The organism is Virgibacillus sp. W0430 (assembly GCF_051846935.1).
Taxonomy (GTDB): Bacteria; Bacillota; Bacilli; order Bacillales; family Amphibacillaceae; genus JBPYCR01.
In genome coordinates, this window is record NZ_JBPYCS010000010.1 from 18,996 (window position 1) to 42,257 (window position 23,262).

Sequence of the window (23,262 nt, forward strand, 5' to 3'; positions counted from 1 at the left end):
GAGGTAATTGTAATGGTTATGCGTGTTGGTGGTTTAGCGACAGGTATGGATATTGAAGCGATGGTAAATAAACTAATGGATGCAGAACGAATGCCACTTACTCGAATGGAGCAAAAGCAAACTACGCTAACGTGGAAACGAGATGCTTTTCGAGAAATAAATCGTTCTGTACTCGAATTAGATGAACTGATGCTTAATATGAAACTTAACAAAACATATAATCCAAAAAAAGTTTCCTCCTCTCAGGAAAACGCTATACAGGCAACGGCTTCTTCGATTGCCGCAAACGGAACATATCAAATTAATGTGAAGCAATTGGCAACAACTGCGATTAATATTAGTGAGAGTTCGGTAGCTATTGATGAGCAATTGTCGGCAGGCTCAGTTTCTTTTACAACTTATAACGAAAATGGCGATGCAACGACCCATCAAGTTGCAGTAGCTGACGGAGATACGGTTAAAGATGTTTTGGAAAAGATTACAAAACAAGACAATAATATACGTGCTTTTTTTGATGAGCAATCACAAAAGGTAATTATGGAAACGACGCGTACGGGAAACTATAACAGCGCTGGAGCAGAAATTACTTTTTCGGATTCATTTTTTACCGATACGTTAAAAATGAATACAGCTAATGAAAAAGGCGGAACAGATGCTATTATTGAATATAATAATAGTGGAATTGATATGAATTCAAAGGACAATACGTATAATTTAAATGGGATCCGCTTTGAATTTAATCAAGTGACGGATGGGAATGCACAGCTTACGGTAACGACAGACGTGGAATCATCATTTAATTCAATTATGAAATTTGTTGATACGTATAATAAAATGATAGAGTCAATGAATAAGTCGCAAACAGAAGAAGTGTATCGCGACTTTAAACCACTCTCCGATGAGCAAAAAGAAGAGATGTCAGAGGATCAAATTGAGAAGTGGGAAGAAAAGGCCAAGAGCGGATTACTTCGAGGCGAGTCGGTTATCTCGAATAATATGTTCGCTATGCGGCAAAGCTGGTATGCCCAAGTAGAAACCGGAAATGAAATTACATCTATTCATCAAATTGGAATTACAACGACGAAAAATTATTTAGACGGCGGAAAGCTAAAAGTAGATGAACAGAAATTAAAAGATGCATTAAGAGACAATCCAGATGAAGTACATAAGTTATTTTCAAATCGAACTACAGACAATAGTGAAGGCTTGGTTAACCGACTAGAAAAGACGTTAAAGGCAACAAAAGAACAAATCGAAGAGCGTGCTGGTAAAAGCTCACATACACTTGACAACTATACGATAGGAAAGCGTATTAAGGAACTTGATTCGCGAATTACAGATTTTGAAGCACGTATGGTACGAGTTGAAAATAGGTACTGGAGTCAATTTACTCAAATGGAAAAAGCCATACAGCGACTAAACAATCAATCTTCCCAGCTTTTTTCCCAGTTTGGTGGCATGTAGCTTATTTTCTATAAAATTGTTTTAAAATGGGAGTGTAACTGTAATGTCCATAAACAAACAGTACGAAGCATATCAAAATAATGCAGTTCAGACAGCGTCCAAAGGGCAATTAACGTTAATGCTATATAATGGGTGTATCAAGTTTATTAAACAAGCAATGAAAGATATCGCCGATCAAAACTATGAAAAGAAAAATAAGCATATACAAAAAGCACAAGATATTATACAAGAATTGATGCTTACCCTCGACCAGGAAGCAGAGATTTCTAAGCAGCTATTGCCATTATATGAATATATTATTTATAAGCTTCAAGAAGCGAATATAAAGAATGAAAAAAGTAGTTTAGAAGAAGCGCTGGGATTTGTTACTGAATTCCGAGATACGTGGAAAGAAGTACTAAAAACAGCAGGTTCTCAAAAATATGCTCAAGGTGCTCAAGTATAATGAATCAACTTGAACAACTTTATGAACGAACAATGGAGCTTGAGCAAGTGCTGGCGCAGCCTATTACCGCAAAAAATCGCGATGAAGTTATAGTCGTCATAAATACTTTAATCAATGAGCGTGAAAAGTGTATGGAAAACTTGCGACCACCCTATACGGAGGAAGAAAAACAACTTGGTAAGCAAATTATCGAACGAAACGAAACGATAAAAAAGAAGATGGATGAGTTGTTTGAGCATATAAAGCAAGATATGAAACAAGTGAAAAAGCAGGAAAAATCTAGTCGCTCCTATATCAATCCTTATGGTAAATTTCAAACAACAGATGGAATGTATTTAGATAGTAAACAATAAAACAATTAAAATGAAACGGGCTGAAATAGCATTAATTAAAAACAGTGTCCGAAAAATACTTTTAGAAAGTAGCATTTGCTTGTAAGTACTTCGTTTATATATTCAAATTTCGATACGAGTATTCCAGTTGAATGTGGAATGCTCCATTTCATTTTATGGGCAATTTACTGGAAAAACATTCTTTTTTTAATCACCCACTTTCTGGGATCGTCCGTATATTTAATGGGATTTTCTGTAATAATTGGCTTTATTTTTAGCTTGAAAGGGTCTTTTTTGTATAAAAATCAAAAATTAATGTTTAAAGCAGGAAATAAAAGTGAAAAAGTAGTATAATATTCGTTACAAGTATAAAAGGAGGACACTTATATGAAATACAACATTCGTGGTGAAAATATTGAGGTGACAGGTGCCATTCGGGACTATGTCGAAAAAAAGATTGGTAAACTTGAAAGATATTTTGATACGCCGCCAACTTCCGATGTTCATGTTAATTTAAGTGTCTATAATGATGAGCAACAGATTGAAGTTACAATTCCGATGACGGATTTATTATTACGTGGAGAGGTTCAGCACGTAGATCTTTATGCAGCTATTGATCTAGTTGTGGACAAACTTGAACGACAAATTCGCAAGTACAAAACAAAAGTAAATCGCAAATTCCGTCAAAAAGGTGCTCCAAAGCATATTTTTGCGGAATTGGAAAAAGAAGCAAATGGTAAGAGTGACTCCGATGAAATTGAAATTGTGAGAACAAAACGATTTAATTTGAAACCGATGGACTCAGAAGAAGCTATTTTACAAATGGATATGCTCGGGCACGCTTTTTTCGTTTTTACGAACGCTGCTACTGACGATACGAATGTAGTGTATCGTCGAAAAGATGGGCGCTACGGTTTAATCGAACCGATGAGCTGAAATTGAACCGATACAGTATCGATTAACAGTGATACCATCAAAGGGTTGTTCCGTAACATGATTTAAATTTTTAGTAAATATCTTACTTTTAAAACGGCTTTAAAATTCAATTAGTTGAATTTTGAAGCCGTTTTTTAGGTTGTACATAAGTTGAGGAATACGTAAAAATTAAGTAGAGCAAAAACATGAAAGCTTGCGCTCTGATTTCGCAGACTTGCACTACAGCCGACAGGCATTGCTTGGTTACTGCCTCAGTTTCTTAAGATCCTCTATCCGAGCCGCTACAGTGATCGTCGGACTCGTGCTCTATCCGCAGGAGTCGTTCACTTCCGTTTCAGTCAGCTTAAAGAGGGGTAATAGCCTTATTGCACACACTTCCATGCTGTTTCATTTGCATAGACGTGTGTTTCTTTATGTATTAGGGGGAATTTATTCCGTGAAAGTAATGACGAAAAATGTCGAGCGAAATACCAAAATTTAAAAACTGCAATCAAAAAAACAATATATCCGTATTAAATTGCAAAAAAGCTACAATTTAAGCTAAGAAATGCTGAAAATAATGTCGAAAGGAATGCAAAAACGTAAAAACTGCAATTCGTACCAAGTATTATTGTGTGCTATAACTAAAGTGAAATGAACGAAGGGGAGGAAAACATATGAAAGAGCATCCCACGTACGAACAAATTGTTGAAAAGGTACAGCAGCATGAACAGACGATAACACAATTGGTTAAAATAATTGCGAGCATGAATCAACAAATAAACGAATTAAATAACAAACAAAAAAGCTATGATTCCTTCTCCTTATAATTCATGCGAGAACTTCATCAAGATTTCCTCTAACCTCCTTCTAAGCTACCTCGCACTTCCTCTACTTAAAGAGCAGTTTATCCTCGAACTGCTCTTTATTCATGTGCAAGGAAATCCTCTCGAACGTGATATGCGTAAAATGTTTGAGGGAAAAAACATATGAACTATTTTATTGTGCTATATTTTATTTGGTAAGTTGCTCTTCCTCCTTTTCATGTGTATTACTCATCCTAGCGAAGGGACAGTGACAACAGTACGAAGACTCCCGCATAGAAAGTTCTAGTGGGAAAAGCAACAGCCGAAAATCCATTGAAGAAGTTTGAAAGAAGTTGAGGCGTTGCCAACTGAAAGCGAAGTATATGTCAACGGCAAGAACCGAAGCCATTGCGCAGCCGTTGTAATAAAAACTAAAATAAATTGTTTCTTTAAGAGTATAAATCCAATCCACAAATACTTGACTCAATCTCTAGCGTGCCCTTATTTGTCATTCATAATTAATTAGTGTTATGATTAATTTTGGAGCGGTATAATAAATACACACATTGCTTTTAATAGAAAAATTACACTTATTTTTTTAATAATTAACGTAAATCGTAAAGTAGCAGCTAAAGGAGCGTTTATAATGGCAGGAATATTAAAAAAGATATTTGGTGATGGAAATCAGCGCCAATTGAAACAAATAAACAAAGTGGTCGTTCAAATAGAAGCATTGGAAGAACAATATGAAAAGTTATCCGATGAAGAATTACAAGGAAAAACAGCTCACTTTAAAGAAAGACTCGAAAATGGCGAATCGCTCGATGATTTGCTCATTGAAGCATACGCGGTCGTTCGTGAAGCATCAAAAAGAGTGCTCGGATTACGTCCGTATGCTGTCCAATTAACAGGCGCAGCTGCTTTGCACGAAGGAAACATAGCTGAAATGAAAACAGGGGAAGGAAAAACACTTGCTTCAACGATGCCTGCTTATTTAAATGCACTAACAGGTAAAGGCGTTCATATTATTACCGTTAATGAATACTTGGCAGACCGTGATGCAAAGGCAATGGGAGAGTTGTTTGAATTTCTAGGCTTGACGGTAGGCTTGAATACAAATGGCTTATCTAAAGAAGAAAAAAGAGAGGCCTATGCGTGTGATATTACGTATGGAACAAACAATGAATTTGGATTTGATTACTTAAGAGATAATATGGTGCTTTACAAAGAACAAATGGTTCAACGTTCTTTGAACTATGCAATTATTGATGAAGTCGACTCTATTTTAATTGATGAAGCGAGAACACCGCTCATAATTTCGGGGACGGCGAAAAAATCAGCATCGTTATACCAGCAAGCTGATTCTTTTGTACGTACGCTAAATCGTGAATCGGATTATACGTACGATGAAAAAACAAAAGGAGTGCAATTAACAGAGGAAGGGATTAATAAAGCAGAGCGTTACTTTGCAATTGAAAACTTGTTTGATTTAAATAATGTATCGCTAACACATCATATTAACCAAGCCTTGCGTGCTCATGTGTCGATGGCGCGTGATACCGATTATGTCATCGAAGAGGGCGAAGTGGTAATTGTAGATCAATTTACGGGTCGACTCATGAAAGGAAGAAGATACAGCGATGGCCTTCACCAGGCGATTGAGGCAAAAGAAGGGCTTCAAATTCAAAATGAAAGCATGACTTTAGCATCAATTACATTTCAAAACTTTTTCCGGATGTATAATAAATTAGCTGGTATGACTGGTACAGCAAAAACAGAAGAAGAAGAGTTCCGAAATATTTACAATATGGATGTTATAGCAATACCGACGAATAAACCGATCGTTCGTGATGATAAAGCCGATATGATTTATAAATCGATTAATGGCAAGTTTAAGGCCGTCGTTCAGGATATAAAAGAACGGAATGCAAAAGGGCAGCCAGTTCTTGTTGGAACAGTTGCTGTTGAAACTTCTGAGCATATTTCCCAACTATTAAAAAGAGCAGGCGTAAAGCATGACGTTTTAAATGCGAAAAACCATTACCGTGAAGCAGATATTATTGAAAATGCGGGACAAAAGGGTGCCGTAACGATCGCTACAAATATGGCTGGTCGGGGTACAGATATTAAACTCGGAGAAGGTGTCCTCGAACTCGGTGGATTGGCCGTTATCGGTACAGAACGTCATGAATCACGACGCATTGATAATCAGTTGCGTGGACGTTCCGGTCGACAAGGGGATCCGGGTATGTCTCAATTTTATTTGTCCATGGAAGATGAGCTTATGCGTCGTTTCGGTTCAGATAATCTAAAAAATATGATGGAACGATTAGGAATGGATGACGATCAGCCAATTGAGAGTAAGATGGTATCCCGTGCAGTCGAATCCGCTCAGAAAAGGGTAGAAGGAAATAACTTTGACGCCCGTAAAACGGTATTATCCTATGATGATGTGCTTCGTGAACAGCGTGAAATTATTTATAAACAACGATTTGAAGTCATTGATTCTGACGAGAACTTAAGAGAAATTATTGAACAGATGATCGTATCTACAATTACTCGTGTAGTGGAAACCCATACACAAGATGAGAACGATGAAAACTGGGACTTACAAGCAATAACAGAATATGTACACGGCAATTTGCTGGATAAGGAAGCTCTATCTGTAAATGATATTCGTGGGAAAGATCCACAGGAGATTAAAGAGTTGATCATAGACAAAGTTCATTCACGTTATGATGAAAAAGAGCAAGAGTTAACATCTGAACAAATGCGTGAGTTTGAAAAAGTTATTTTACTTCGTACTGTTGATACGAAATGGATGGATCATATTGATCAAATGGATCAGCTGCGCCAAGGAATTCATTTACGAGCGTATGGACAAAATGATCCTCTACGTGAATATCAGCTTGAAGGCTTTGCCATGTTCGAGGCAATGATTGCAAATATTGAAGAAGAAGCAGCACGTTATGTAATGAAAGCTGAAATCCGTGATAATTTACAACGTCAAGCAGTTGTTCAAAATACGCAGGCAGTATCTGGCGGACAAGAAAAAAAGAAGAAACGAACGCCTTATATTAAAAAAGATACAGTTGGCAGAAACGAACCATGCCCATGTGGCAGCGGAAAGAAATTCAAGCATTGCCATGGCCGCTAATGCTTGAATAAACGGCTAAAAAGCTAAAATAAGCCTTTAAATGCAACCATAAAAACTTTAAAACGTAAACTACCTAAAACGACCAAGAGGTGAAAGCAATGGAACTAGTAGAAATAAAACAAGAATTAGAAAAAATGTCATCACGAATTAATGATTTTAGGGGGTCTCTTTGACTTAGAGGCAAAGCAAGAGAAAATCGGTCATTTAGAAAGTAAAATGGCGGTTCCTAATTTTTGGGAAGATCAAGCAGCAGCACAAGAAGTGATTTCTGAATTGAACCATTTAAAAGGTCACGTTAACAGCTTTACTAATATGGCTGAACAACTGGAAAATGTTGATGCGATGTATGAGCTCGTATCTGAAGAGAATGACCCAGACTTGTTTCAAGAATTAGAAACAGAGGTAGAAGGATTACGAAAAAAAATAAATGATTTTGAGCTTGAAATGCTGTTAAGTGAACCGTATGATGCGAATAATGCTTTACTGGAAATACATCCCGGTGCAGGTGGAACGGAATCACAGGACTGGGCGAGTATATTATTGCGAATGTATCAGCGTTGGGCTGAGGATAAAAACTTTAAGGTTGAAACATTAAACTATTTACCTGGCGACGAAGCCGGCGTGAAAAGTGTTACTTTATTAATTAAAGGGCACAATGCGTATGGCTATTTAAAAGCGGAAAAAGGCGTACATCGGCTCGTTCGAATTTCTCCGTTTGATTCGTCCGGCAGACGGCATACTTCGTTTGCATCATGTGACGTCGCACCTGAAATATCTGACGATGTAGACATTGATGTTCGAAGTGAGGATTTAAAAATTGACACGTATCGTTCAAGTGGAGCAGGCGGTCAGCATGTCAACACGACTGATTCAGCGGTACGAATTACTCATTTGCCTACAAATACGATCGTCACCTGTCAGTCCGAACGATCGCAAATTAAAAATCGTGAGCATGCGATGAAAATGCTAAAGGCAAAGCTATATCAATTAGAAATTGAGCGACAAAAGCAGGAACTTTCTGATATACGTGGAGAGCAAAAAGAGATTGGGTGGGGAAGTCAAATACGGTCATATATTTTCCATCCATATTCAATGGTTAAGGATCATCGAACGAACTTAGACATTGGTAACGTGCAGAGTGTTGTCGATGGTGAAATAGACCCGTTTATAGATGCTTTTTTACGCTCACAAATTAGCTAAGCATGCTTTTATTGTGAATTCATGAATTTGTCATAATGTGCCAAACCTGTTGATAGGCATGGCTGTAGAGCGAAATAGTGTCTAAAAGACAAAATCTATTTCGTTTTAAATCGACGATTATCGGTTATAATAGGTATTAGCAAGGTCTAACTACATTGTGTTAGGGGGATTTAAATTGAAAAAATGGCTTTTAACATTGTTATTTGGAACTGCGCTTGTTCTAGGAGCATGTGGCGGTGGAGATGATGGAGCGTCTGATGAGCCAGCAGATACTGGTGATGAAACAGAAGAAGCTGGAGATGGTGGCACTGTAGATACTGCAGCTGCTGAAGATGTTTATAAGTCTAGCTGTGCATCCTGTCATGGAGCTGATCTTTCTGGCGGAGCTGGTCCAGATCTAACAAACGTTGGTTCAGATCATTCTGCAGATGATATTGCCAACATCATTGAAAACGGGCAAGGAAATATGCCTGGTGGACTGGTTTCTGGTGATGATGTAGACTTGCTTGCCAATTGGTTAGCAGAAAAGAAATAAAAATAGTACAAAAAACTTACCGTCGGCTTATGGACGGTAAGTTTTTTTAAATTTTATTTGAAATCGTTCTGACGTCCTTTGATTTTGTAAAAATAAAGCTTACAACTTTACTTCGTGCGAACCGTGAAGCGACCAGTAAAAGATAGAAATCTAGAAAACCGTTTTTCACGCATAGAAAGCCTTTAATTCCTTCTTCTTTACAGCCTTTTATTCTCCTCTTTGCTTCCCTTTATTCAATCTATTTCCGATGAAGACAGATGTTTTCAAAGACAAGAAAGACGATTTTTATCGAATACGTCTATTTTGTCCAGTTCTTTTTACCTATTAATTTCCTTCGTTATTTTAGTAATCATTAAAATTTATTACAGTTGAAGTCTACTTTGAAACATAATTGTAATATTAATTTGTCTAAAAATCGTGGCGAAAGATGTTATACTATATGAAGAAAGTACAAGAAACGATATACATCGAGGCTTTCTGCAAAGACTATACAAAATTAAAGGTGATTATATATATGATTAGTATGGAAAGTGTACATAAAACGTATCCAAATGGGGTTACAGCCCTAAATGGAATTAACATTACGATTGAACAAGGTGAGTTTGTATATGTCGTTGGACCTAGTGGTGCAGGGAAATCGACATTTGTTAAGTTGATGTACAGAGAAGCGAAACCGTCCTCTGGAAAAATTAGTATTAATGAAACGAGTATTACCGACATAAAAGAAAAAAATGTCCCCCTTTTACGTAGAGAGATTGGTGTGGTGTTTCAAGATTTTAAATTACTTCCAAAACTAACAGTCTATGAAAATATTTCGTTTGCACTTGAAGTAATTGAAGAATCTCCTAAAAACATACGGAAGCGTGTAATGGAAGTGCTTGACCTTGTAGGATTGAAAAACAAAGCTCGCTTTATACCGGACGAGCTATCTGGCGGGGAACAGCAACGTGTGTCGATTGCAAGAGCGATCGTCAATCAACCAAAAATTGTTATCGCAGATGAGCCTACGGGTAACCTAGACCCCGAAACATCATGGGACATTATGCGTATTTTTGAGGAAATTAATGCAAGAGGAACAACAGTCATCATGGCAACGCACAGCAAAGAAATTGTAAATGCGATGAAAAAACGAGTAATTGCGATTGAAGATGGACTGATTGTAAGAGATGAACAGCAAGGGGAATATGGTTATGAAGCTTAGTACATTGAAACGACATGTCCGTGAAGGTGCTAAAAACATTATAAGAAATGGCTGGATGATGGTTGCTTCTGTAGGGGCAGTTACTACGACACTTATATTAGTAGGAGCTTTCCTAGCTCTTATGCTAAACATTAATCAGATGGCCGTAAAAGTAGAAGAAGATGTCGAAATTAAAGCGTTAATCGATGTAACTGCTGAAGATGCCGACGTAAAAGCGTTGGGGGAAAAGCTGAAACAATTAGATGGGGTAGCTAGTGTTGCCTTTTCGTCTAAGGAAGAGGAATTGAATAATTTGATTGAAGGAATGGGCGAGCAGGGTGAATCATGGCAAATGTTTGAACAGGACAACCCGCTTAACCATGCGTACATCGTCAAAGCGGAACGACCTGAAGAAACGGTTAAAATCGCTGAAAAGATAGAATCGTTCGATTATATTCATGAGGTGAATTACGGTAAGGACGTTGTAGAACGTCTCTTTAACTTTAACAAATATGCTCGAAATATCGGTTTAGTATTAATTGCGGGACTCGTATTAACAGCTGTTTTCCTAATATCAAACACAATAAAATTAACGATCATGGCACGTAGCCGAGAAATTGGCATTATGAAGCTTGTTGGTGCAACTAATGGGTTTATTAGATGGCCATTTTTCATCGAAGGCATGCTGTTAGGAGTTTTAGGATCTATTATTCCTATTGCGCTTATTATGACAGGCTACTATTTCATTGTTAACAATGTTAGTGAGCAAGTAAATTATAGTTTCGTCCAATTATTACCATTTAATCCGTTTGCATGGCAGCTCTCTTTAATTATATTAGCAATTGGTATCGTTATAGGTGTTTGGGGCAGCGTGATGAGTGTTCGCAAGTTTCTTAAGGTATAAGTTTACTAGACAGAAATAAGGCAGCTGAGTTATTGCTTAGCTGCTCAAACGTTCTATTTTTTAAAATACAGGGAGGAAATCGATAAATGAAAAAGCTGTCTGTCTGCTTTATAGCTTTTATTGTCGTTATAACTACTAGTTTAGTAAATTGGGATACAATTGCTGCGGAGTCAATAACCAGTGTAAATAAAGAAATTAAAGAGCTTGACAAAGAACATAGCGAACTCAAGGAAAAAGAAAATGAATTACATAAAGATAAATCTAGTACGGAAGAGAAATTAGAAAATAATAAACAAAAACAACAAACGGTAGAAGAGCAAATTCAATCGATTAGTGAAAAGCTCGATCGTACACAAAGTGAAATACAAACGAAGGAATCGGAAATTGCTCAGACAAATAATGAGCTTGAACAACTCGAAAAAGAAATTAAACAATTAAAACAAGATATTAAAGAATTACAAGAACGAATTGAAAAACGCGAGGAACTACTTAAAGAACGTTTACGCTCCATCCAAAAAAATGGCGGGAGCATTAAGTACATGTCCGTTTTGCTAGGTTCACAAAACTTTGGCGATTTTATTAGCCGCTCATCTGCAGTGAATGCAATTATGGATCAGGACAAATCCATTATGGAAGAACATGCAGCGGATAAACAGGCTTTGCAAGATAAACAAATAGAAGTAGAAGAGAAAAAGGCATCTGTTGAGGAAAAGAAAGCTGCTTTGGTAGAAAAAAAGAATAAACTAGAAAATTTGAAAAACCAGTTTAATCAACAAAAACAAGAACAAGAGAATTTAATGGGGCAATTAGAAGAAGAATACGAAGCACTAGAAGATCATAAAATTAGTGTGGAGGAAGAGCGTAAGTTAATAGCTGCCCAAGCGGCTTCAATTCAGAAGGCAAAGCAAGTGGCAGAACAAGAGAAAGCTAAATTAGAAGCAGCTCAAAAAAAGGAACAGCAACAACAGCAAAGCTCTAGTAGTAGTGGCTCTGCCCCTGATACGAGCTCTAATAATAACGTGAGCAGTGGTGGTAATAGTGACTTTATTTGGCCGGCAAGTGGACGTTTTTCATCCGGCTTTGGATATCGGAACCATCCGATTTTTAACAAAAGGAAATTACACGCTGGTATTGATATTGCTGCTGGAGTTGGAACACCAATTAAAGCTTCAGCATCTGGAGCAGTAGCTTACGCAGGATGGATGAACGGCTACGGAAATACGGTAATGATCACTCATGTGATTGATGGCAAGACGTTTACAACATTATATGCCCATATGAGCAGTATTGCTGTTTCTGTTGGACAGAGTGTCGGCCAAGGGCAACAAATTGGCGGTATGGGTAGTACAGGTAATTCCACAGGATCGCATTTGCATTTTGAAATCCATCCAGGTGGGTACAAAAACCCGAAAAATCCGCTTTCTTACTTGAAGTAAAACAAGTGGCATGTAGTTGCATTTACGAAGCATAAACTATAATATTAAAGACATCACACAGTATCGTGTGATGTCTTTTTTAAACGAAGGCGCATAAAAATATAATGTTAATGCAAACGTTATTTAAAAAGAGCGTTTCTATCTTTTTAGTTTACTTCTCAATGCACGTATGCGTTAAATTTTACATAACGTGAGCTTACGGACGAGCACCAAAAGCCGGTGCTTGGACTTCAATGTCGTTTTTCAAGCAACCCATTTTTTTTTACAATTTTACAACTTCATTAAATAAGAAAAAATAGTATGTTCGAGGTGGAAGTATGTATTTTAAAAAACGGTATCTCGCTATAATATTAATTATAGCCTTTGTTTGTGGTTTAGCAGGAGCATTTACAGGTGCCAAGCTATTACAAACAAATTTATTTAAACAAAATGCTGGTTCATCGATAATCTCTGAAAAAGAATTAGACAATAGTAAAGATGATCTTTCAAAAGTGATGCAAGCTTATCAGTTAATAAAGCAGCATTATATAAACGATGTAGCCGATGACGAACTTTTTGAAGGCGCAATTCAAGGAATGCTTAATACACTAGATGATCCTTACAGCACTTATATGGACGTTGAGGCGATGGAACGGTTTAATGAGCAAATCGAATCATCTTTCCAAGGCATAGGGGCTGAGGTGAGCATGGTGGAAGATAAAGTAACGATCGTAGCACCAATTAAAGATTCCCCAGCAGAAGCAGCTGGTTTACGACCAAATGACCAAATATTAAGCGTCGATCAAGAAAAGTTAGAAGGCTACGATTTAAATGAAGCAGTAGAAAAAATACGCGGTGAAAAAGGTTCAGAAGTCGTATTAGAAATTCAACGTGCGGGTGTATCTGAGCCTTTTGAGGTAACAATCGTTCGTGATGACATTCCAGTTGAAACGGTATACTCAGATATGAAGACAATTGATGGCAAGAAAACAGGCGTATTAACGATTACTTCCTTTGCTGAGCATACTGCGGAGGAATTCGCTGAGCAATTGTCTACTCTTGAAGCGGATGGAATTCAAGGGCTAATTATTGATGTTCGAGGAAATCCTGGCGGGATACTTGATTCTGTAGAAAAAATATTGGAGCATTTTATCCCTAGCAATATCCCATATATTCAAATTGAAGATCAAAAGGGAAATAAAAAACCTTACTATACGAATTTAGATAAGAAAAAGACATATCCAATAAATGTCCTCATTGATGAAGGAAGTGCTTCTGCATCCGAAATATTAGCCGTAGCAATGAAGGAGATTGGTTATGATGTTATTGGGATGACAAGCTATGGGAAAGGGACAGTTCAACAAGCAGTACCCCTAGGAGATGGCAGTACAATTAAGCTAACCTTCTATAAATGGTTATCACCGGAAGGGAATTGGATAAATGAAAAAGGCGTCGAACCAACGATAGAAAAAAAGCAGCCGGAATACTTTTATTCCCATCCTATCCAAATAGAAGCGCCACTCACCTACAATCATACGAGTGATAAAATAAAAAACATACAAATCATGTTATCTGGTCTTGGCTATGATACCGACCGGACAGATGGGTATTTCGATCAACAAACGACAGCAGCTGTAAAAGAATTTCAAACCGATCATAGCATTAAACCGACCGGAGATGTGGACGAAAAAACAGCAAGTTTAATAGAAACAAAAGTAGTAGAGAAGATCCGAGCTGGTACAGACGATCAACAGCTACAAGAGGCGCTAAACCATTTATACAATTAGTAGAGCAGGAATTCATGCGAAGGATGTCGAATAGAACATATAGAAGACGATAAACAAATAATAGCTTCATATCTATGCCAAGAAGGTGATCATAATGGTTGAAGCATGGTTAATAGAACTAGTCAAAGGTATCGGCATGCTCTTTATAAATCCACTTTTGTATTGGGCTGTTGCTCTTGTACTCGTAACAGGATTAAAACGAGTGAAGCGTGAACGGCGAGATTTTGGCTCTAAAATATTTGATGTTTTTTCCGAGATTAAACAAACGTGGCTGTTTTCATTAAGCTTTGGGCTCATTATTTCAATTATTACGGTTGGTGTAGGGTTTGTTTATTCTTATGAATTTGCTCTATTGCTAACCATACTAACGATTGTACTCACAGTTTCATTTCGGTTTAGTTTTCTTTCCGCTAGCTATACAATTGGACTGACGTACCTAATCGTATTGTTTTTTCCATTATTATTCAGTTGGCAAAACGTAATAACGCCCCATTTATTTAATGATATCTCTATGACCAGCTTAGCGATTCTGCTCGGTATATTTTTAATGGTTGAAGCGATTCTGCTCGTCAGGATAAAAAGAAATGAAACATATCCACGCTTAGCCTTGAGCAAGCGTGGCAATTGGATTGGCCAGCACCAAATAAAAAAGGTAGCGATTATTCCGTTTTTTATGCTTGTTCCCGCTGGTCTAATTACACCGTTCGTTCCATATTGGCCTTATTTTTCAATTGGAGAAGCATCATACAGCTTACTTTTGTTCCCGTTTTTAATTGGGTTTGATTATTCTGTAGAAGAAATGCTACCGATCAAAAGGGCAAAAGAGCTTGCACGTACTGTCGCATACTTGGCATGTATTGTCATTATAATTAGTTTAGGAAGCTTGTATATTCCAGCTTTATCAATAGTTGCTGTTATTGTAGGTATTTTTGGAAAAGAGTTAATTAATTATCGGCATCGCCAACTAAAGCTTCAACCGTATTTTTATGAACAAAAAGAAGGGCTAAAAGTTCTTAGTATTATTCCAGGAACTCCCGCTGAGCGTCTAGGTCTTCTCGTAGGGGAAACGATAGTAAAAGTAAATGGAATAAAGGTATCTCAGCCACTTGAATTTTATGAAGCACTGCAAGCGAGTGGAGCATTCTTTAAGCTCGATGTTCTTGATGATGATAAGGAAATACGCTTCTTGCAAAGTCCTTTTTATGAGGGAGATCATCATAAATTAGGAATTATTTTTTCTGCACCTCCATATAAAAGTGGCGAATGATTGCATCGTAGCATTTGCTAGCTAGTGTAATTTATTTTACGCCAGAAATAATTATTAAAACAATAGCAGTATAGCTATCAAAAATTTCAAACACTACTTCAGTCAAAGGCTTCCTTTTCATTTCGATTGGCAGCCTTTGGCTTTTTTGCTATGCTTGCGGAAATACTACGCGATTTCTGTGTGCCCTCCTAAATTTTCATTTCTCTTCTTTCGTCTACTGTTTTGATTAAACAATGGGGGGAATAATAAGGATAAGTAAGGCGGTCAGTAAGCAAAAGAATCGAATATTTGTTCGTTTATATGTTAAAATAAAATGTGTCAGCACAGATTAACGTACAGATATAAAAGTTTGTATATCGAGCTAAAATAAGCGTTGATTAAATATCAATCATACTATTATAGAGCTTTGCGCTGAATTGGAGGGCTGTATTGTGGACGATCGGTTTCAATTGCAAGCACAGTTTCAACCCCAAGGGGATCAACCGAAGGCAATTAAACGTTTAGTAGAAAAAGTACTGTCCGGACAGCGACATCAAACATTGCTTGGTGCGACTGGTACTGGTAAAACATACACTGTCTCGAATGTAGTTGAACAAATAAATCGACCAACGCTCGTTATTGCACACAATAAAACGTTGGCTGGTCAATTATATAGTGAGTTTAAAGATTTTTTTCCGAATAATGCAGTAGAATATTTTGTTAGTTACTATGATTATTATCAGCCAGAAGCTTACGTCCCATCTACAGATACATTCATAGAAAAAGATGCTAGTATTAATGATGAAATTGACAAGCTGCGGCACTCAGCAACCTCTGCATTATTTGAGCGACAAGACGTCTTAATTGTCGCGAGTGTATCGTGTATATATGGTTTAGGTTCACCTGAGGAATATAAAAGTCAGGTCTTATCCTTGAGATTAGGAATGGAAAAAGGCCGTGATGCACTTTTGCGTGAATTAGTCGATATTCAATACGCACGAAATGATATTGATTTTAAACGGGGGACCTTTCGTGTTCGTGGCGATTCGGTAGAAATAATACCTGCTTCAAAGGAAGAACATTGTATTCGGATTGAATTTTTTGGCGATGAAATCGATCGTATACGAGAGGTAGATGCTTTAACAGGAGAAATCGTTGGCGATCGGGAACATGTAGCAATCTTTCCAGCATCTCACTTCGTTACCCGTGAAGAAAAGTTAAAAGTAGCCATTAAGAATATTGAAAACGAGCTTGAAGAACGATTAAAAGAATTACGTGCCGATAATAAATTATTGGAAGCTCAACGACTTGAGCAACGGACGAATTACGACCTTGAAATGATGAAAGAAATGGGTTTTTGCTCGGGGATTGAAAATTACTCTCGCCATTTAACGTTGCGAGAAGCAGGTTCGACACCGTATACGCTGCTCGACTTCTTTCCAGACGACTTTTTAGTCGTAATTGACGAATCCCATGCGACCTTGCCACAAATTCGTGGTATGTTTAATGGCGATCGAGCAAGGAAGCAAATGCTAGTAGATCATGGCTTTCGACTTCCTTCTGCGTTAGACAATCGTCCGTTAAAATTCGAGGAATTTGAGGGGAAGACAAATCAACTTATTTATGTTTCTGCTACGCCTGGCCCGTACGAATTAGAGCATTCACCAGAAATGGTGGAGCAAATTATCCGACCGACGGGATTGTTAGATCCAATTGTTTATGTCCGTCCAATTGAAGGTCAAATTGATAATTTGATTGGCGAAATTAATAAAAGAGTTGAAAGCAATGAACGCGTACTCGTTACGACATTAACTAAAAAGATGTCGGAGGATTTAACAGACTACTTTAAAGAGCTCGGTATGAAAGTAGCGTATTTACATTCAGAAGTAAAGACCTTGGAACGGATTGAAATTATTCGAGATTTACGAGTAGGTAAATATGATGTACTGATCGGGATTAATTTGTTGCGTGAAGGATTAGATATTCCTGAAGTGTCACTGGTAGCCATATTGGATGCTGACAAAGAAGGCTTTCTACGCTCTGAACGATCGTTAATCCAGACAATGGGTAGAGCTGCACGAAATGAGAACGGACAGGTCATTATGTATGCAGACCGCATTACAGCATCTATGCAATTGGCAATAGATGAGACAAATCGCCGTAGAGAAATCCAGCAGGCTTACAATAAAAAACATCAAATTACGCCAAAAACGATTAAAAAAGAAGTGCGCGATGTAATTCGAGCGACAATTGCTGCAGAAAAAGCAGAGCAATACGATGGCAGTGTATCGAAAATCGTTAAATTACCTGCAAAAGAAAAAGCAGAAGTTATTGAACAAATGGAAAAAGAAATGCGTGAGGCAGCTAAAATTTTAGATTTTGAAAAAGCTACCGAGCTGCGAGATATTATTTTTGAGCTAAAAGCGGAAGGATGACAGGTTCATGCCTAGTAAATCGATTAAAATACAAGGTGCAAGAGCACATAATCTAAAAAATATAGATGTAACGATACCGAAAAATAAATTAGTCGTTGTTACTGGACTTTCCGGCTCAGGAAAGTCTTCGCTTGCTTTTGACACAATCTACGCTGAAGGTCAACGTCGCTATGTCGAATCGTTATCTGCATATGCCCGTCAATTTTTAGGGCAAATGGATAAGCCGGATGTCGATACGATTGAAGGGTTATCACCGGCAATTTCAATCGATCAAAAAACGACGAGTAAAAATCCGCGATCAACGGTTGGAACAGTTACTGAGATTTATGATTATTTACGTTTGCTTTACGCTCGAATCGGAAAACCGATATGTCCAGAGCATGGAATAGAAATTACTTCTCAGACTGTACAACAAATGGTGGATCGTATATTAGAATATCCAGAGCGAACAAAGATTCAGATTCTGGCGCCGGTCGTTACCGGAAGAAAAGGCGAGCATGTGAAAGTGCTTGAAAACTTAAAAAAAGAAGGTTATGTACGTATCCGCGTTAACAACGAAATGCGGGAAGTAACCGATGAAATTAAGCTCGATAAAAATAAGAAGCATTCGATTGAAGTAGTTGTTGATCGTATTGTTGTTAAGGAAGGAATAGCTGCTCGATTGAGTGATTCGATCGAAACGGCATTGCCTTTAGGCGAAGGGCGCATTATAGTCGATGTTATTGGTGAGGAAGAGCTTGTTTTCAATGAAAACCATGCATGTCCTATTTGTGGCTTTTCAATCGATGAGCTTGAGCCTCGACTCTTTTCTTTTAATAGCCCATATGGCGCATGTACGACATGTGGTGGATTAGGAACGAATTTAGAAGTAGACATCGACCTTGTCATTCCTGATTGGGACAAATCTTTGAATGAACATGCATTAGCAGCCTGGGCGCCGATTAGCTCACAATATTACCCACAGCTGTTAAAAAGTGTTTGTGATCATTATGGAATCGATATGGACACTCCAGTAAAGAACATCCCAAAGAAACAAATGGATAAAATCTTATATGGCAGTGGCAAAGAAAAAATATACTTTTATTACGTCAACGATTTTGGCAACGTCCGAGAAAGTGAGATTCACTTTGAAGGAGTCATTAATAATATATCCAGACGTTATCGAGAAACGTCTTCTGAGTTTATAAGGGAAACGCTTGAAAAATATATGGCCCAAAAAAACTGTCCGACGTGTGATGGATATCGCTTAAAAAACGAAGCACTCGCGGTAAAGGTGAACAAAAAACATATTAGTGAAGTGACGGACTTTTCGATAACCGAAGCGAAACAATTTTTCACACAGCTACCTTTAACCGAAAAAGAGAAGCAAATTTCACGATTAATTTTAAAAGAAATATGTGAACGGCTGAAATTTCTAGAAAACGTAGGCTTAGATTACTTAACGATGTCTCGCTCCTCAGGTACACTATCTGGTGGAGAAGCACAACGAATCCGATTGGCAACTCAAATTGGCTCTGCGCTTACAGGTGTTTTATATGTGCTCGATGAACCATCAATTGGATTGCACCAGCGTGATAATGATCGTTTGATTGGCACGTTAATGCAAATGCGAGATCTTGACAATACACTAATAGTTGTTGAGCATGATGAGGATACAATGCTTGCTGCAGACTGGTTAATTGATATTGGACCGGGAGCAGGCGAGCATGGCGGTGAAATAGTCGCATGTGGAACCCCTTCTAAAGTGATGAAATCAAGAAAGTCCCTAACGGGCAAGTACTTATCCGGGAAAGAGTATATTCCTTTGCCGACAGAGCGTCGGAAGCGGGATGACCGTTTTATTGAAGTTGTTGGAGCAACGGAAAACAATTTAAAAAATGTTTCCGCTCAATTTCCAATTGGATTAATGACAGTTGTCACTGGTGTTTCAGGTTCAGGTAAGAGTACACTCGTTAACGAAATATTATACAAATCATTAGCTAAACATTTATATACAGGGAAACATAAACCAGGTCAGCACGAAGAAGTGAATGGACTGGAGTACATCGAGAAAGTTATAGATATAAATCAATCGCCAATTGGACGGACACCACGTTCAAATCCAGCTACGTATACAAGCCTTTTTGATGATATTCGAGATGTTTTCGCTCAAACAAATGAAGCGAAAATGCGCGGGTATAAAAAAGGGAGATTTAGCTTTAATGTAAAAGGTGGCCGCTGTGAAGCTTGTCGTGGAGACGGTATTTTAAAAATTGAAATGCACTTTTTACCCGATGTATATGTACCGTGTGAGGTGTGTCATGGTAAACGATATAATCGTGAAACGCTAGAAGTTACGTTTAAAGGCAAAAACATTGCTGATATTCTTGATATGCGAATTGAAGAAGCGCTCGATTTTTTCAGTAATATACCTAGAATAAAACGAAAGCTGCAAACAGTTTTTGATGTAGGACTAGGATATATTAAGCTTGGACAGCCAGCTACAACCTTATCCGGTGGTGAGGCACAACGTGTAAAGCTTGCAAGTGAATTGCACAAGCGATCCAATGGAAAAACATTTTATATTTTAGACGAACCGACAACCGGATTGCATGCGGACGATATCCGTCGCTTACTTCGCGTCCTCCAGCGGCTCGTCGATAATGGGGATACCGTGTTAATCATCGAGCATAACCTTGACGTTATTAAAACTGCAGATTATATTATTGATCTCGGTCCAGAAGGTGGAGATGGAGGTGGAGAGATTATAGCTACCGGAACTCCTGAGGAGATAGCGGCAAAGACGGCATCTTATACTGGAAAATATTTAAAGCCAATATTAGAGCGTGATGAAGAGCGTATGCAGCTTAAAGTGGCAGCAAAGGAAAAATCAGCGACGGTTAAATAACTAAAGCGAAAATAAAGTATAAAAAGGCTCATTCATCATTTTTCACACGATCGATGAGCCTTTTTTTCATAAGCTGTATGCGTAAAATGTTTGTGGGGGAACAGATGCACGAATCTAACTAGATAATATGTGATCAATTTTACTTCGAACGATATACACATGAATAACACCGTTGATGTTCACTGCAGGTGAATGCTTTCCACGGGCACGGCTTCAGCCTCCTCGGAAAGCGTAGTGTATATCTACTGCGGTCGGTAGGAAGCAATACTAAAATTAACGAATACAAAGAGAGGTTTTTTAACTTCTTAAAATAACACCCACAAATACGTGACTCAATCTCATAAGCTTTATATTTTGACGCACTCGAATCGATTCGTTAAGCTATAATAGACTATTACAGGGAGGTACGGAAGCATGAATCCGATTGAAATAGAAAGTGTCCAAAGCATGTTACAGAAGTTTAAAAACAAGTCTGTTTATATTCATTTAGAAACAACAAATGGTGCATATGCGAGTCACTTTGATAATAAAGGAATTAATGTAGGAGCTTATATCCGAAATGCACAAATTCGTTTTTCTGAAGCGAAAATTATCGGGGAAAATGGATCGTATCGTGTTGGTTTAAAAACAGAAAATGGTTGGGTATATGCAGAAGGGTTAACGGATTGGGAACTATATGAGCAATCGAAGCTACTATTAGCAGGTCATGATCCAGAAGGACGTTTAATGGTTGCTTTACAATTAAGTGAAACACCCTTTGGTGAATAGCATAGGGATATAATTTTAAAAGTCAGGTAAAATACGCCCAAAAAGAAAGGTGACTAAATGTGGAAAAACATGTTGTTGTTATATATCCGCACCCGGACGATGAATCGTTTGGTGCAGCTGGCACAATTATAAACTTTAGAAAGCAAGATGTACCGGTAACTTATTTGTGTGGAACATTGGGAGAAATGGGGCGCAATATGGGCTCACCCGTATTTGCTAATCGTGAAACCTTATCTAAAATTAGAGAAAAAGAATTAATTGCAGCATGTGAAATGTTAGATATTGATTTTCGTTTGCTCGGTTATCGGGATAAAACGATTGAGTTTGAAGATAAACAGAAGGTAGCCCAGCATATAAAAGAGGTATTGGAAGAAATTGATCCATCCTTAGTAATTACCCATTATCCTGGACATGGTGTACATCCAGATCATAATGCATTGGGAGAAGCGACGATTGAAGCTGTGCGCTTAATGGAAGAAGAAAAACGCCCGATAGTATGGGCGGCAGCAATTACGAATAATTTTGAAGAAGTACTTGGAAACCCAGATATTATTCATGACGTAACCCCAGTCTTTGATCAAAAAATGGAAGCAATACTTACGCATAAGTCGCAAGCAGAAGGAATGTTAAAGCGATTTGAAGACCAACCACAGGAAATGGCCGTGATGCGGAAAAATTTTGAAAAGCGGTTAGGTAAGGAACAGTTTTTCATTTGGGACTATACTGAAGCGTAATTATAATTGACATAGGCTTTGCTATTTATTGCGTTATTTACGTAATATATTAATTAGCGAACGATGCTACGTATGAGCATAAAATGAGAACATAGAAGGCGATGCGGCACCCTTAAATGCAGCCTTCTCTTTTCGTTTCAGCACATAGTAATTATTTACTTTACCATTTTCGTTTATCTCCAATCACTCGTTTAAAAGGCGATGCGTTTACTTACAATCTATAAATACGATGAAATGTAAATGAAACGCCAATTATAGCCTGCAAATCATACGAGGAGGAATACGCATGAGACAATTGCATCGTTCAAGAAGCGACCGCTTATCTTATGGAGTTTTAGGTGGGCTTGCTAATTATTTACGTCTAGATTCCAGCTTCTTACGTATTATATTTATAGCAGGCCTGTTTTTTAGTGCAGGAACACTAATTTTCTTATATATTGCTAGTATTTTTATCATTCCAGATGAATGGGAGGGGTAAGATGATTTTACGGTGGCTGTTATCTATATTTTTAAATGCGGTTGCTTTAATAGCTGTAGCGCAATTGTTTGACGCCTTTCATATTGCAGATTTTACAACTGCCTTATTGGCAAGCTTTTTATTATCGATTCTTAATATAATAGTGAAGCCACTATTAATAATTTTTACTTTACCAATTACAGTTATAACGTTTGGATTGTTTCTATTTATAATTAATGCAATTACACTTTATTTTACACAAAGTTTAATGAGCCATTCCTTTGTAATTGACGGCTTCGGAATGACGATAATTGCTTCTATAATTATTTCAATTATTAATACGATATTGAATCAGCTAATAAAAGATATACGAAAGGGATAGCAAAAGTTTAAAGCGTGGAAACTAAATTCTAACGCTTTTTTTGTCTATTTGGAAAGAAGCATAGTGCTTTCTTTTAGCAAATGGAATATGGGAGGACTCCACTGGGGAAAGCAACAGCCGAAATCCATTCAAGAAGTTTGAAAAGCTCTCTAAATTAGTTGTGGATTTGCCCATGCAATCCTAGAAAGCGAGGTATATGTCAACCGCGAGCGT

19 protein-coding genes are annotated in these 23,262 nt (G+C 37.6%); all 19 read left to right on the forward strand.

The genetic code is table 11. The features are described 5' to 3' along the window. The first annotated feature begins 12 nt into the window (after positions 1–12). Positions 13–1,464 carry a flagellar hook-associated protein 2 gene (locus ACLIBH_RS07160; protein ID WP_439316016.1) on the forward strand — a complete coding sequence of 484 codons (1,452 nt, stop codon included), beginning with the start codon at positions 13–15 and terminating at the stop codon, positions 1,462–1,464. A gap of 43 nt (positions 1,465–1,507) precedes the next feature. Further along, positions 1,508–1,909, forward strand: a complete 402-nt coding sequence (gene fliS / locus ACLIBH_RS07165; RefSeq protein ID WP_439316017.1) for a flagellar export chaperone FliS — start codon at positions 1,508–1,510, stop codon at positions 1,907–1,909. Further along, positions 1,909–2,262, forward strand: coding sequence for a flagellar protein FliT (locus tag ACLIBH_RS07170; protein WP_439316018.1), 354 nt, complete (start codon positions 1,909–1,911; stop codon positions 2,260–2,262). The genes fliS and ACLIBH_RS07170 overlap by 1 nt, the downstream gene beginning before the upstream one ends. Before the next feature lie 366 nt (positions 2,263–2,628). After that, the gene (gene hpf / locus ACLIBH_RS07175; RefSeq protein ID WP_439316019.1) at positions 2,629–3,177 is read left to right on the forward strand and encodes a ribosome hibernation-promoting factor, HPF/YfiA family; all 549 of its coding nucleotides are present in this window, start codon (positions 2,629–2,631) and stop codon (positions 3,175–3,177) included. Positions 3,178–3,833: 656 nt separating this feature from the next. After that, entirely contained in the window at positions 3,834–3,986 is a 153-nt protein-coding gene (locus ACLIBH_RS07180) for a hypothetical protein (protein WP_439316020.1), read from the forward strand. A 622-nt stretch (positions 3,987–4,608) separates the two neighbouring features. Further along, complete coding sequence (gene secA / locus ACLIBH_RS07185; RefSeq protein ID WP_439316021.1) at positions 4,609–7,119, forward strand: preprotein translocase subunit SecA; 2,511 nt, start codon at positions 4,609–4,611, stop codon at positions 7,117–7,119. Between the two features lie 98 nt (positions 7,120–7,217). Then, positions 7,218–8,319, forward strand: a protein-coding gene (gene prfB, locus ACLIBH_RS07190) for a peptide chain release factor 2 (protein ID WP_439316022.1) whose coding sequence is annotated in 2 segments (ribosomal slippage) — positions 7,218–7,289 and positions 7,291–8,319 — 1,101 coding nt in all. Because the reading frame shifts where the segments join, the coding sequence is not laid out codon by codon here. 175 nt (positions 8,320–8,494) lie between these two features. Next, on the forward strand, positions 8,495–8,854 hold the full coding sequence (gene cccB / locus ACLIBH_RS07195; protein WP_439316023.1) for a cytochrome c551: 360 nt from the start codon (positions 8,495–8,497) through the stop codon (positions 8,852–8,854). Between the two features lie 514 nt (positions 8,855–9,368). Continuing rightward, a complete protein-coding gene (ftsE, locus tag ACLIBH_RS07200) occupies positions 9,369–10,055 on the forward strand; it encodes a cell division ATP-binding protein FtsE (RefSeq protein WP_439316024.1) in 687 nt (228 codons plus the stop codon). Continuing rightward, positions 10,045–10,938, forward strand: coding sequence for a permease-like cell division protein FtsX (ftsX, locus tag ACLIBH_RS07205; RefSeq protein WP_439316025.1), 894 nt, complete (start codon positions 10,045–10,047; stop codon positions 10,936–10,938). Before ftsE ends, ftsX begins: the two co-directional genes overlap by 11 nt. Positions 10,939–11,024: 86 nt before the next feature. Next, the gene (locus ACLIBH_RS07210) at positions 11,025–12,374 is read left to right on the forward strand and encodes a murein hydrolase activator EnvC family protein (protein ID WP_439316026.1); all 1,350 of its coding nucleotides are present in this window, start codon (positions 11,025–11,027) and stop codon (positions 12,372–12,374) included. A gap of 317 nt (positions 12,375–12,691) precedes the next feature. Beyond that, positions 12,692–14,140, forward strand: coding sequence for a S41 family peptidase (locus tag ACLIBH_RS07215; RefSeq protein ID WP_439316027.1), 1,449 nt, complete (start codon positions 12,692–12,694; stop codon positions 14,138–14,140). A gap of 94 nt (positions 14,141–14,234) precedes the next feature. Then, the gene (locus tag ACLIBH_RS07220) at positions 14,235–15,407 is read left to right on the forward strand and encodes a PDZ domain-containing protein (RefSeq protein WP_439316028.1); all 1,173 of its coding nucleotides are present in this window, start codon (positions 14,235–14,237) and stop codon (positions 15,405–15,407) included. A 431-nt stretch (positions 15,408–15,838) separates the two neighbouring features. Next, positions 15,839–17,821 carry an excinuclease ABC subunit UvrB gene (gene uvrB, locus ACLIBH_RS07225; RefSeq protein WP_439316029.1) on the forward strand — a complete coding sequence of 661 codons (1,983 nt, stop codon included), beginning with the start codon at positions 15,839–15,841 and terminating at the stop codon, positions 17,819–17,821. Between the two features lie 7 nt (positions 17,822–17,828). Continuing rightward, a complete protein-coding gene (gene uvrA, locus ACLIBH_RS07230) occupies positions 17,829–20,708 on the forward strand; it encodes an excinuclease ABC subunit UvrA (RefSeq protein ID WP_439316030.1) in 2,880 nt (959 codons plus the stop codon). A 414-nt stretch (positions 20,709–21,122) separates the two neighbouring features. Beyond that, on the forward strand, positions 21,123–21,476 hold the full coding sequence (locus ACLIBH_RS07235; protein ID WP_439316031.1) for a YojF family protein: 354 nt from the start codon (positions 21,123–21,125) through the stop codon (positions 21,474–21,476). A gap of 59 nt (positions 21,477–21,535) precedes the next feature. Beyond that, positions 21,536–22,210: a bacillithiol biosynthesis deacetylase BshB2 gene (gene bshB2, locus ACLIBH_RS07240; protein WP_439316032.1), complete on the forward strand. Its 675-nt coding sequence runs from the start codon at positions 21,536–21,538 to the stop codon at positions 22,208–22,210. Between the two features lie 286 nt (positions 22,211–22,496). Further along, positions 22,497–22,688, forward strand: a complete 192-nt coding sequence (locus tag ACLIBH_RS07245) for a PspC domain-containing protein (RefSeq protein ID WP_439316033.1) — start codon at positions 22,497–22,499, stop codon at positions 22,686–22,688. A 1-nt stretch (position 22,689) separates the two neighbouring features. After that, a complete protein-coding gene (locus ACLIBH_RS07250) occupies positions 22,690–23,049 on the forward strand; it encodes a phage holin family protein (protein WP_439316034.1) in 360 nt (119 codons plus the stop codon). Positions 23,050–23,262: the final 213 nt, after the last annotated feature.